Raw genomic sequence first — 12,691 nt, 5'->3', positions numbered from 1 at the left:
CCCACCTCTGGCCGCCGTGGATCATCACGTGTTACGAAGAACCATGGCTGCCAACGAGCACACCCGCACCTACGACGCCGTCATCGTCGGCGGTGGACACAACGGCCTGGTCGCCGCCGCCTACCTGGCCCGGGCAGGCCGCTCGGTGCTGGTGCTGGAACGGCTGGACCACACCGGCGGCGCCGCCGTCTCCACCCGCCCGTTCGCCGGCGTCGACGCCCGGCTGTCGCGTTACTCCTACCTGGTCAGCCTGCTGCCGCGGAAGATCGTGCGCGATCTCGGGCTCGACTTCCGGGTCCGCTCCCGCACCATCTCCTCGTACACCCCGGCCGAGCGGGACGGCCGGCCCACCGGACTGCTCGTCGGCGGCGGCGAGCAGCGCACCCGGGAGGCCTTCGCCCGGCTGACCGGCGGCGAGCGCGAGTACGCGGCCTGGCAGCGCTTCTACGGCATGACCGCGAGCGTGGCCCAGCGGGTCTTCCCCACCCTCACCGAGCCCCTGCCCACCCGCGACGAACTGCGTCGCCGCATCGACGACGACACCGCCTGGCGGGCCCTGTTCGAGGAACCGATCGGCGTCGCCGTGGAGGAGGACTTCGCCGACGACCTGGTCCGGGGCGTGGTCCTCACCGACGCCCTGATCGGCACCTTCGCCGACGCCCACGACCCCACCCTGGTCCAGAACCGCTGCTTCCTCTACCACGTCATCGGCGGCGGCACCGGCGCCTGGGACGTGCCCGTCGGCGGCATGGGCGCCCTCACCGACGCGCTCGCCGCCGCGGCCCGCTCGGCGGGCGCGGTCCTCGCGACCGGACACGAGGCGGTCCGGATCGCCACCGACGGACACACCGCCGAGGTCACCTACCGGACGGCCGACGGCGAGGGCGTAGCCGCCGCCCGGCACGTCCTGGTGAACGCCTCCCCGCAGGAGCTGGCAGTCCTGACGGGGGAGTCGTCGCCCGAGCCCGCCGAGGGCGCCCAGCTCAAGGTCAACATGCTGCTCACCCGGCTACCGAAGCTGCGCGACCCGGCCGTCGATCCCCGCGAGGCCTTCGCCGGCACCTTCCACATCGCCGAGGGCTACGCGCAGCTCGCCATGGCCCACGCCCAGGCCGCCGCCGGTGAACTCCCCGCCGTCCCGCCCTCGGAGATCTACTGCCACTCCCTGACCGACCCCACCATCCTCGGCCCCGACCTCGCCGAGCGCGGCTACCAGACGCTCACCCTGTTCGGACTGCACACTCCGGCCCGGCTCTTCGACCGGGACAACGACGCCGTACGCGAGGAGCTGCTGAAGTCGACCCTCGACCAGCTCGACGCCCATCTGGCCGAACCCCTCGCCGACTGCCTTGCCACCGACACCGACGGCCGCCCCTGCATCGAGGCGAAGACCCCGCTCGACCTCGAACGGGACCTCAGGCTGCCCGGCGGCAACATCTTCCACCGGGCGCTGTCCTGGCCGTACGCCCAGGAGGACACGGGCCGTTGGGGAGTGGAGACCCGGCATCCGAACGTCCTGCTGTGCGGCGCGGGCGCGGTGCGCGGGGGAGGGGTGAGCGGGGTGCCGGGGCACAACGCGGCGATGGCGGTGCTGGAGGCGACCCCGCAATGACGACCCTCAACGGGATCTGGCGGAACGTCAGGAAACTCTTCCCTCCTCCGGTCGGCTGCGGCATCCTGCGCCCATGCAGACGGAGCTGAGCAGGAAACTGGGAGTCGAGCACGCCGTCTTCGGCTTCACGCCGTTCCCCGCCGTCGCCGCGGCCATCAGCCGCGCCGGCGGCTTCGGCGTGCTCGGCGCGGTCCGCTACACCGCCCCCGACGACCTCAAACGCGACCTGGACTGGCTCGACGCGCACGTCGGCGGCCGGCCCTATGGGCTGGACGTCGTCATGCCGGCGAAGAAGGTCGAAGGGGTCACGGAGGCCGATGTCGAGGCCATGATCCCTGAGGGGCACCGGCAGTTCGTGCGCGAGACCCTCGCCAAGTACGGCGTCCCCGAGCTGGCCGAGGGCGAGGCGTCCGGGTGGCGCATCACGGGCTGGATGGAGCAGGTCGCCCGCACCCAGCTCGACGTCGCCCTCGACTATCCGATCCGGCTCCTCGCCAACGCCCTCGGCTCCCCGCCCGCCGACGTCGTCGCCCGCGCCCACGACCGGAACATCATGGTCGCCGCCCTCGCGGGCAGCGCCCGGCACGCCCGCAAACACCAGGAGGCGGGGATCGACATCGTGGTCGCCCAGGGCTACGAAGCCGGCGGCCACACCGGCGAGATCGCCACGATGGTGCTCACTCCGGAGGTCGTGGAGGCCGTACACCCGCTGCCCGTGCTGGCGGCCGGAGGCATCGGCAGCGGACAACAGGTGGCCGCCGCCCTCACACTCGGCGCGCAAGGCGTGTGGCTGGGCTCCCTATGGCTGACCACCACAGAGGCCGACCTGCACGCGCCCGCCCTCACCCGCAAGCTCCTCGCCGCCGGGTCCGGCGACACCGTCCGCTCCCGTGCCCTCACCGGCAAGCCCGCGCGCCAGCTCCACACCGAGTGGACCGACGCCTGGGACGACCCGTCCGGACCCGGCACCCTGCCCATGCCGCTGCAGGGCCTGCTGGTGGCCGAGGCGGTCTCCCGGATCCAGAAGTACGAGGTCGAACCGCTGCTCGGCACGCCGGTCGGCCAGATCGTCGGCCGGATGAACAGCGAACGCAGCGTCCAGGCCGTCTTCGACGACCTCACCCGCGGCTTCGAACAAGCCGTGGACCGCGTCAACCGTATCGCCGGAAGGAGCGGCCAGTCGTGAGCACACCCCTCGCCGGTTTCTGGGCCCAGGCCGCCCAGCAGCCCGACCGCACGGTCCTCGTCGCCCCCGACGGCGAGGAGTGGAGCGCCCGGCGCCTGCACGCCGCCGCCAACCGGCTCGTCCACGGGCTGCGCGCGGCCGGCCTGGAGCGCGGCGACGCCTTCGCCGTCGTCCTGCCCAACGGCGTCGAGTTCGTCACCGCCTATCTGGCCGCCACCCAGGCCGGCCTCTATCTGGTCCCGGTCAACCACCACCTCGTCGGCACCGAGATCGCCTGGATCGTCGCCGACTCCGGGGCCAGGGTGCTCATCGCCCACGAGCGGTTCAGCGAGGCCGCGCGGGCCGCCGCCGACGAGGCGGGCCTGCCCGCCTCCCACCGGTACGCGGTCGGCGAGGTCGAGGACTTCCGTCCGTACGCCGAACTCCTCGACGGGCAAACCGAGTCCGCACCCGACGGCCGTGAACTCGGCTGGGTCATGAACTACACCTCCGGCACGACGGGACGCCCGCGCGGCATCCGCCGCCCACTGCCCGAGAAGGCCCCGGAAGAGGCCTACCTCGGCGGTTTCCTCGGCATCTTCGGCATCAGGCCGTTCGACGACAACGTCCACCTGGTCTGCTCGCCGCTTTACCACACGGCCGTCCTGCAGTTCGCGGGCGCGTCCCTGCACATCGGCCACTGTCTGGTGCTGATGGACAAGTGGACCCCCGAGGAGATGCTCCGCCGTATCGACACCCACAGCTGCACCCACACCCATATGGTCCCGACCCAGTTCCATCGCCTGCTGGCCCTCCCCGATGAGGTGAAGGCCCGCTACGACGTGACATCCATGCGGCACGCCATCCATGGCGCCGCCCCCTGCCCCGACCACGTCAAACGCGCCATGATCGACTGGTGGGGGCACTGTGTGGAGGAGTACTACGCGGCCAGCGAGGGCGGCGGCGCCTTCGCCACCGCCGAGGACTGGCTGAAGAAGCCCGGCACCGTCGGCAAGGCCTGGCCCATCAGCGAACTCGCGGTCTTCGACGACGACGGCAACCGCCTCGCGCCCGGCGAACTCGGCACCGTCTACATGAAGATGAGCACCGGCGGATTCTCGTACCACAAGGACGAGGCCAAGACCCGCAAGAACCGCATCGGCGACTTCTTCACCGTCGGCGACCTCGGCTATCTGGACGAGGACGGCTATCTCTACCTCCGCGACCGCAAGATCGACATGATCATCTCCGGCGGCGTCAACATCTACCCGGCAGAGATCGAGTCCGTGCTGCTCTCCCACCCGGCCGTCGCCGACGCGGCCGCCTTCGGCATCCCGCACGACGACTGGGGCGAGGAGGTCAAGGCCGTGGTCGAACCGGCCCCGGACCACGAACCCGGCCCGGCCCTAGCCGCCGCCCTGCTCGACCACTGCGCGGGGCAACTCGCGGGCTACAAGCGGCCCAAGAGCGTCGACTTCATCACCGAGATGCCCCGCGACCCCAACGGCAAGCTCTACAAGCGGCGGTTGCGGGAACCGTACTGGGAGGGGCGGACGCGGATGGTGTGAGCGGGCCGGCAGGGCGATCGAGCCGACCGCTTCAAGGGCGACGGCGAGGCTGGTTCTCCAGGAAACCGGCGAGGCCGGCGGCGTCGGTACCGATCTTGCGATAGACACTGGACAGCAGCTGCCGCACACCTTGCTCGGTGAGGCGCAGCTGCTTGGCGATGACCGCCACGGGGTGTCCCTGGACGGTCAGTTCGGCGGTGCGGCGTTCCCGAGCGGTCAGGGTGTCCGCCGGCACATAGCGCAGCGGCAGCGGACGCATGCCAGCCGCCGAGAGTTCCGCCCTGGCCCGGCCGGCGAGTGCCTCGGCCCCGCAGTGCACGGCGCCTTCCAGGCCCTGGTAGAGCCGATCGGCGGCCTCCTGAAGCCGCCCGTTGCGGGACAGCGCGGCACCGTGGTCGATCTGGGCGCGGGCGAGTTCGTAGGCGGCGGGCGACTGCTCCAGGTGGTCGACGGCCTCCGCGTACAGGTCCAGTGCCGCAGGCCCGCCGGTCACCTCGGCGAGGGTGTGCAGGGCCTGCCCGATGGTGGAGGCGGCGCCGAAGTCCCGGGCGCGCTTCACGGCGTCCTGGGCGTGGCCGACCGCTTCCCGCGGGGCGGTGGGGGCGAGCGCGGAGGCGAGGCGGAGCTGCCACGAGCACCAGGCCGGATTCCGCCAGGCCCGATTGTCCAGCCAGTCCCCGACCGAGGACAACAGCAGCGCTGCCTCGGCGTGCCGTCCCTCCGCCAGGAGCAGTTCCGCGTACACGGTGCGCGGGTCGGGATAGATGACGGCGTTCGGAGTCGTCTCGCCGAAGTGGCGCTCGTCGGCGAGGGCCCGCGCCTCGGTGACACGCCCTCGGGCCAGCAGGGTCTGGATCAGGATGCCGACGGCGAACCACAGGGCGGGCAGGGCCCCCGCCACCTTGTCGGCGATGCGCAGACCCTCCCGGACGAGATCCTCGGCTTCGGCCAGGCAGCCCCGGTGGTAGCGGATGTAGCCGGCGAGGGTCTGGCCGAGCGCCAGATGGGAGCCGCGCCAGCCCTTGGCCACGCATTCGGCGATCCCCTTGTTGAACAGCTCCTCGGCCCGCCGCGGCTGGTCGCCGTACATGAACACCAGGGCGACCGACACGGGCACCTCGAAACCGTGGTTCTCGTCGGTCCAGCTCATCCCGCCGCGCAGGGCCCGCTCGGCATACGTGAGCGCGGTCTGCCGTGGCTCGCCGCGCTTGACGGCATCCCAGGCGCGCAGCCCCAGGATGTAGCGCTCCTCCAGGCCGGGTCCGGACAACTGCTCGGCCAGCCGCGCCAGAGTCCGGGAGCGGGCGGGGGAGTCGGGGTCGTCGGTGCGGACCATGCTCCAGACGAACTGATCGGCCTGCATCCGCAGTTTGACACGCGGATTCTTGGCCTGCCGCGCCTCCTTGGCGGCCACGGTCACGGCCTCGGCGAGCCGATCGGTGTGAGCCAGAGCCTGCGTCAGCCGAAAGACGATGGAGGCACGCAGATCGGGGTCGACGTCGCGCTGCGCCAGGGCCTGGCGCAGATGCCGCACCGTGGCCGTGGGCTCGATCAGGAACGTGGCGCACGCGAGTTCGTGAAGGAGTGCGGCACGGTCCTCGGGAAGAGGCGGCTCCTGCAGCGCGCGGGTCAGCAGGCGCCCGGCGGCCTCGGTCGCCCCGGCGCGGAGGTACTCGCGAGCCGCTGCGCGCAGACACGCGACGGTCTCGGGACTGCCCTCGCAGGGCACCTCCAGCAGATGCCGGGCGGCGGCGGTGGGGCCGTATCCCGCGGCCAGCACGGTCTGCGCGGCGGTGTTGTGCAGACCGACGCGGAAGCCCGTGCGGATGGACCGGTAGATCGTCGTGGCGATCAGCGGGTGGACGAACTCCAGCTCACCCTCGGTGCCGCGGCCGTCGGCAAGGATCCGGGCCGCGCGCAGCTTCTGGGTCGCCTCGGCGGTCGCCTCCTCGCCCAGCACCGCGATGGTCGCGGCGAGCCGGGGTGAGAACGGCGAACCCAGTACGGCCGCGGTGTGCGCGAAGCGGACGGTCGCCGTGTCGAGCCGTTCCAGACGCTCGATCAGCCCTGGCCCCTTGATCGCGGCGGCGAGTTCGCGCATCGCGGGGAGGTCGTCCTCGGTGCCCCTGAGGTTCCGCTCGGCGAGTCCGATCGCCAGTTCCACCGCTTCGAACGGGCTGCCGCTCGTGGCCGACCAGCATTCCTTGCAGAACCGGTCCTCGGCCTCCTCTCCGATTTCGTCCCTGACGATCTGTGCCACGCCGTCAGCGGTGAGCAGCGCCAGGTCGTGGGGACGGTCCCCTTGGTGCCCGGCCAACGCGCGGAGTGCGCCCTCGGACGGCAGTTCGTCGGGCCGGTACGCGACCACGATCAGCAGCGGAAGGTTCTCCACCCGTGGCGCGAAGGAGGCGAGCCAGCTCAGCGATTCGGCGTCCGCCCAGTGCAGGTCGTCCAGGAGCAGGACGACAGGCGCCTTCTTCACCGTGAGGCGTGTCATGACCCAGTCGAGACCTTCGCGGACCCCGGTCGGATCCGGCGCGGGGGAGGGGCCCCTCGCTTCGAGACCGAGCACGGCGGCGACGATGTCGTACCAACTGCCCAGGAAGGCACGGAGTTCCGCACCGTCCATCATGGCCAGCGAGGGCTGCACCAACTGGCGCACCACTCGGAACGCCGACCCCTGTTCCGCCTCCCCGCCTCTGCCGGACAGCACGGTGAATCCCTGGGCCGCGGCCCGCGCACGTGCTTCCATGACGAGTGCCGTCTTGCCCAGTCCGGCCGGCCCGGTGAAGGCGAGGAGCCCCCTGCGCCTGGCTCGCGGCACACCGTCCGTGGCGCGCCGCAGCTCCTGGAAAGCGGCGTCGAGAGCCTGAAGTTCCCGCTGGCGCTCGATCAACGCGCGTTGCTCGGTGATCGGTTGCCGCGGCCCCATCGCCATGTGCCGTACCGCCTTCTGTCGTTCGGCCAGGGACAGCCGAGGGTACGCCTCACGGCGGTGGGGCAGGCGGGATTGGCCTCCATGGGGTGAATCATTGGCTACGGGTGGGAAAATGCCCGCCCGCCGGGTACGGGACCCGGATGCACACTTCCTGGTGACGTCGTCGCCGCAGGGCGACCGGGGCGACTACGGGATGGCGGGTACCGACGCCACGTCCGCGTACCGCGGCACGGTGCGGGACCAGTGGTAGCACCCGCGGATCCAGCCGGTCATGCCCTCCACATAGCCGACGCCCGCGGGGCTCAACTCCGGCTTGATCTCCGCGTAGAGCCTCTGGAACTCCTCGATCGTGCCGTTGATCTCCTCGATGGCCAGCAGGACGGCGGCCTGCAGAGAGCACTGGTGCTGGCGTCGGTGGGCAAGGGCCAGGTTGATCATTCCGCCCGCGCGCTGTTCCTTCACCACGGAGAACAGGTCCGGTATCCACACCGCTGCGTCGGCCGACAGCCGGCCCAGTCGCCGTACGACGGGGTGGTGGAGTTCGGCAGGGGACAGTTCGCGCGGCTGTGCGGCTTCGCACAACGGGTGGAACGGCTCCACGCCCGCGGTCAGCGACCGGATCGAGGTGCAGTCTGCGGTCCGTACGAGGAAGGGGTAGGCCTGGGCCACCGCTTCGTACAGCAGACCGTGCACGTATTCACGGCTCTTCCAGGCCCACCGCGCGGCCTGCGAGGGTGTGGCCCGCTCCCGGACCTGCCGGTGGAGATCGGCCAGTGCCGCGCCGAGAGGAGTACTGGGCGGCCGGCCGTCCCGCAGGATCGCGACACTCTCGCCCAGCATGGGCAGCAGTCTGCCCGGAGAGCGCCGCCCGATGTCCTCCGCGCGGTCGTCGAAGACGAACTGATAGGCGATCTGATTGGCCACGATCTGGAGGAGACCGGAGTCCATGGCGGGGCTGGTGAACGACGCGAGTTCGGCGGGGCGCGTGCGGGCGATCATCGCCGCCACACCGGGTTCGTCGGTCAGCCCCCACACGCTCAGCCACGCGTCGACACCGGCCGCGGCCTCGGATTCATGGGGGTTGCGCCGGAACGGGAAGGGCATGTGGAGGTGGGAGTCGATCAGGTCCCTGAGCGTGGGGACCGGAGTTCCGTCCGGTACGCCGACCGCGATTTCCTCATGTGTTGTCGACACCGTGGTCACCTGCCGTCCCGGAATCCGATGCGCGAGGGTCGCCGGCTCGGGGCGCTGAGGGTCCGGCCGAAGGCCGTGCGCCTGACGGCATGGGTGAACGGGCCTCGCAGTCCATGACCAGGGCACGCTGGCCCAACGTGATCGCCGGGCGCGGTATCTGTGCGGCGTACCCGGGCCGATGTCGCAGGCGACGCCGCCCGGCGATGGTCGCGAGCGCCAGGGTGGCCTCCACCATGGCGAACTCGTCGCCGAGGCATTTGCGGTTGCCCGCCGAGAACGGCATCAGCGCCCGGCGCTGTGCGGCGGTGGGCTGCCCGGGCAACCAGCGGCCGGGGTCGAAGCGCTCGGGGTCGGGGAACGACGAGGGGTCGTGGTGCAGCAGGTAAGGACTGTACAGGACGGTGGCCCCCTCGGGCAGTCGGCACCCGGCGAGTTCCGTCTCCCTCGTGGTGACACGGGTGAAGAGCCAGCCGGGGGACGAGTGGCGCAGCGTCTCGGAGACGACGCATCGCGTGTGAACGAGGTGCGGCAGGTCGTCGGGGCCGGGCCGTCGGCCTCCGGGGAGGACGGCGTCCAGCTCGGCGTGCAGACGCTGCTCCGCCTCCGGATGGCGGGCCAGCAGGCTGAAGGCGTCGGCCAGGCACAGGGCCGGGGCCTCGACGCCCGTCAGCAGCAGCGTGATCAGGTGGTCGTGGACCTCCTGGTCGGTGATCGCCGCCGCTTCGCCGTCGCCGCGCGCGGCCGCCAGCAGAGTTCCCAGCACATCGTCGCGCTCGGTGCCTCGGCGGCGCTCCGCGATCGCCTCGTCGATGATCGCGTGCAGTCGGGTGAGCGCGCGCCGGTAGCGGCGGTTGGGGGGCGTGGGGAGCCGGAACAGGGCGTCGATCGGTACGACCGTGCGGACGAACAGGCCGCGGACGACCTCGGTGAGGCAGTCGCGCACCTCGGCGGTCGTGGCCTCGTCCAGTGAGTCGGAGAGCAGGACCCGGCTGATCACGCGTGTCGTGAGGGCCATCATCGCCTCGGTGACGGGAACCGGCCGACCCGCCGGCCACGCGTGGCACACCGACTCGGCCTCTTCGGTGATGAGATCCGTGTAGTCGGCGACATGGGAGGGACGGAAGCCGGGTTGGAGCAGCCTGCGCTTGCTCCGGTGCGTCGGCTGGCGGCAGGTGACGAGACCGTCCCCCATCAGCTTCCCGAGCCTGTCGTAGAGCGGGCCCCCCTTGTCGAAGGTGTGCGGATCCATGAGCACCTCGTGGGTCAGCTCCGGATCACACACCATCCAGGCACGCTGGGGGCCCAGCCGTATTTCGACGAGATCCCCGTACGCGGGCAAAGAATTCAGAAACGCCAGCGGCCGACGGTAGAAGGCGATACCGTGACCGAGGAGTGGGAATATGCCGGGAGCAGTACCTGTCCTCCACGTTCGTTTCTGTTCAGGCACAGCACGGGTCATGGAATCCTCCTGCCCAATGTGACGCGCTAAATGTGTGAACCGCTACGGACTTGGCGCTTGAGACATGTCCTGCCCAGGTTCAACGGTGCTCGGTGTCCGGAAACCTTTCTCCAAAGGGGCGCACAGGAGCACGTAGAAGCAAAAGTCGCATTCCTCGGCGTTCACGCCCGCGTGCTTGACCTGCCTCCGTGCCGGACCGAGGATCATGTGCCATGACGCAGGGACATGGCAGCACCGTCGACGGGGTGCTGCGGCGCAGCGCCCGACGCACCCCGGCCCGCCTCGCGGTGGAGTACGGCGAGCGCCGCTGGACATACGAGGAACTCGACGACGCCGTCTCCCGCGCGGCCTCCGTCCTGCTCGCCCAGGGCCTGGCCCCCGGCGACCGGGTCGGCGCCTACGGCCACAACTCCGACGCCTACCTCATCGCCTTCCTCGCCTGCGCCCGAGCGGGCCTGGTCCATGTGCCGGTCAACCAGAACCTGACCGGCGACGACCTGGCCTATCTCGTCGGCCAGTCCGGCAGCACCCTGGTCCTCGCCGACCCGGCCCTCGCCGGCCGACTCCCCGACGGTGTACGGCAGTTGCCGCTCATGGACGCCGAGGGATCGCTCCTTGTCCGGCTGGCGGACACGCCGCCATACGACGGGCCCGAACCCCGCACCGAGGACCTGGTGCAGCTGCTGTACACCTCCGGCACCACCGCCCTGCCCAAGGGTGCGATGATGACCCACCGGGCTCTCGTGCACGAGTACCTGAGCGCCATCACCGCCCTGGACCTCAGCGCCGGTGACCGTCCGGCGCACGCGCTGCCGCTGTACCACTCGGCCCAGATGCATGTGTTCCTGCTGCCGTACCTCGCCGTCGGCGCGACCAACATCATCCTGGACGCGCCGGACGGAGACCGGCTGTTCGACCTCGTCGAGGCGGGCCGTGTGGACAGCCTGTTCGCGCCGCCCACGGTGTGGATCGGCCTCGCGGGCCGGCCCGACTTCGCCACCCGCGACCTCGACGGCCTGCGCAAGGCCTACTACGGCGCGTCGATCATGCCCGTCCCGGTCCTTGAGCGGCTGCGCGAACGCCTGCCGCGGCTCGCCTTCTACAACTGCTTCGGACAGAGCGAGATCGGTCCGCTGGCCACGGTGCTCGGCCCCGACGAACACGAGGGCCGGCTGGACTCCTGCGGCCGGACCGTACTGTTCGTGGACGCGCGGGTCGTGGACGACAAGGGCGAGGACGTACCCGACGGCACGCCCGGCGAAATCGTCTACCGCTCACCGCAGTTGTGCGAGGGCTACTGGGACAAGCCCGAGGAGAGCGCCGAGGCCTTCCGGGACGGCTGGTTCCACTCCGGCGACCTCGCGGTGCGCGACGCCGACGGCTATCTCACGATCGTGGACCGCGTGAAGGACGTCATCAACTCCGGTGGCGTGCTGGTGGCTTCGCGCCAGGTCGAGGACGCCCTGTACACCCACGAGTCCGTCGCCGAGGCCGCCGTGATCGGCCTGCCCGACGAGCGGTGGATCGAGGCCGTCACGGCGGTCGTCGTCCCGCGCGGGGAGGTGACGGAGGATCAGCTCATCGCGCATGTGAAGGAGAAGCTCGCACCCTTCAAGGCGCCCAAGCGAGTGCTGTTCGTGGCCGATCTGCCGCGCAACGCCAGCGGAAAGATCCTCAAGCGCGAGCTGCGCGACCGCTTCAGCGCCTAGCGCGCTGCCGCCGCCGGAGAGATCCGGCTCCAGCATCTTCGGGCCGTACGCCGTCAGCAGGCGCCGGACGGGCTGTGCCGGGCCGGGGTCGGGAGCCTCCATGGTGTCCAGCTCCTCCAGCTCCCGGATCGACTCGCGTGGGCAAGGCTGACTCCGTGAGGAACGCCGCGGGGATCGGTGATGTGCGGTTCTAGAGTGTCTGCCCCAGCTCCGCGACCAGGTCGGCGATGCGCTGCTCGTCCCGCCTGTAGTGGGTCCACTTGCCCACGCGGGTGGCCCGGACCAGCCCCGCGCGCTGGAGTTCGGCCATATAGGCCGACACCGTGGACTGGGCGAGGCCCGCCTTGGCCTGGATGTGGCTCACGCACACACCGACCTCGGCCGGATCGGCGACGGCCGCCCCCATCGGGAAGTGCCGCTCGGGCTCGCGCAGCCAGCGCAGCATCTGCAGCCGCATCGGGTTGGACAGCGCCCGCAGCGCGTTGACCAGGTTCGGGTCCGGGGTGGGGGCGGTGTCCGTCATGCCTTGGGATTATAGGGCTACCGCGACATTTCGAGGTACGTCGATACGGAAGCGCCCGATACGGCCCCGGTCAGCCGCCCGCCCTGCTGCGCAGAGCCTCCTTCTTCGCGCGGTTGCCGCAGGTGTCCATCGAGCACCAGCGCCGGGAGCCGGGGCGTGAGGTGTCCAGGAAGAGCGCCCCGCACGCGGCTCCGGCGCAGTCGCGCACCCGGTCCAGCGCCGGGGAGATGACCAGCTGCAGCGCGTCCCGGGCGACCAGGGCGAGTGTCGCGCGCACCGGGTCCACGGCGTGCCAGGTCAGCTGCCCCGAAGCGGCGAGGACGGGTACCGGTACGGCATGTGCTGCGGCCTCGTTGACCTGGGTGCGCGTCTGGCTCGGGGTACGGGCATACGACCGGCTCGGCTGGCCGGGGGTGACGGGGCTGGTGGCCCTGACCGCGTTGATCGCGCTGACCCGGCATCTGACCAGCGGACGCACGACGCCCGTCCCGGCCGGGGACGCGACGGCACCGAGTCGGGTGAC

The 12,691-nt window shown here is 71.2% G+C and carries 9 protein-coding genes; 4 read left to right on the top strand and 5 right to left on the bottom strand.

The window, feature by feature from the left end; all coding sequences use genetic code 11:
• Positions 1-43 precede the first annotated feature (43 nt).
• The 3 genes from AB0L75_RS14020 (at position 44) to AB0L75_RS14010 (ending at position 4,345) form a co-directional block, all read left to right on the top strand.
• A complete protein-coding gene (locus AB0L75_RS14020; protein WP_365180187.1) occupies positions 44-1,612 on the top strand; it encodes an NAD(P)/FAD-dependent oxidoreductase in 1,569 nt (522 codons plus the stop codon).
• A gap of 73 nt (positions 1,613-1,685) precedes the next feature.
• Positions 1,686-2,798, top strand: a complete 1,113-nt coding sequence (locus AB0L75_RS14015) for a nitronate monooxygenase family protein (protein ID WP_365180184.1) — start codon at positions 1,686-1,688, stop codon at positions 2,796-2,798.
• Complete coding sequence (locus AB0L75_RS14010) at positions 2,795-4,345, top strand: acyl-CoA synthetase (protein WP_365180181.1); 1,551 nt, start codon at positions 2,795-2,797, stop codon at positions 4,343-4,345. Before AB0L75_RS14015 ends, AB0L75_RS14010 begins: the two co-directional genes overlap by 4 nt.
• A 31-nt stretch (positions 4,346-4,376) precedes the next feature.
• Here AB0L75_RS14010 and AB0L75_RS14005 read toward each other — a convergent pair whose 3' ends face one another.
• The 3 genes from AB0L75_RS14005 to AB0L75_RS13995 all read right to left on the bottom strand — a co-directional run bounded on the left by AB0L75_RS14005 (position 4,377) and on the right by AB0L75_RS13995 (position 9,936).
• A complete protein-coding gene (locus AB0L75_RS14005) occupies positions 4,377-7,283 on the bottom strand; it encodes an AAA family ATPase (RefSeq protein ID WP_365180179.1) in 2,907 nt (968 codons plus the stop codon).
• A gap of 186 nt (positions 7,284-7,469) precedes the next feature.
• On the bottom strand, positions 7,470-8,477 hold the full coding sequence (locus tag AB0L75_RS14000; protein ID WP_365180176.1) for a (-)-alpha-amorphene synthase: 1,008 nt from the start codon (positions 8,475-8,477) through the stop codon (positions 7,470-7,472).
• Positions 8,461-9,936: a cytochrome P450 gene (locus AB0L75_RS13995; protein ID WP_365180173.1), complete on the bottom strand. Its 1,476-nt coding sequence runs from the start codon at positions 9,934-9,936 to the stop codon at positions 8,461-8,463. Before AB0L75_RS13995 ends, AB0L75_RS14000 begins: the two co-directional genes overlap by 17 nt.
• A gap of 212 nt (positions 9,937-10,148) precedes the next feature.
• Here AB0L75_RS13995 and AB0L75_RS13990 point away from each other — a divergent pair, with 212 nt between their 5' ends.
• A complete protein-coding gene (locus AB0L75_RS13990; RefSeq protein ID WP_365180170.1) occupies positions 10,149-11,645 on the top strand; it encodes an acyl-CoA synthetase in 1,497 nt (498 codons plus the stop codon).
• Between the two features lie 190 nt (positions 11,646-11,835).
• Here the strand turns inward: AB0L75_RS13990 and AB0L75_RS13985 are convergent, their stop codons facing one another.
• Positions 11,836-12,168 carry a metalloregulator ArsR/SmtB family transcription factor gene (locus tag AB0L75_RS13985; protein ID WP_365180167.1) on the bottom strand — a complete coding sequence of 111 codons (333 nt, stop codon included), beginning with the start codon at positions 12,166-12,168 and terminating at the stop codon, positions 11,836-11,838.
• Between the two features lie 70 nt (positions 12,169-12,238).
• Positions 12,239-12,646 (bottom strand): CGNR zinc finger domain-containing protein, encoded by a 408-nt coding sequence (locus AB0L75_RS13980; protein ID WP_365180164.1) that lies wholly within the window; start codon positions 12,644-12,646, stop codon positions 12,239-12,241.
• Positions 12,647-12,691 lie beyond the last annotated feature (45 nt).

The sequence above is a fragment of the Streptomyces sp. NPDC052101 genome (assembly GCF_040680235.1).
Lineage (GTDB): Bacteria > Actinomycetota > Actinomycetes > Streptomycetales > Streptomycetaceae > Streptomyces.
The sequence above is the reverse complement of the archived record's forward strand: the minus strand, read 5'-3'. Positions and strand labels throughout refer to the sequence as shown.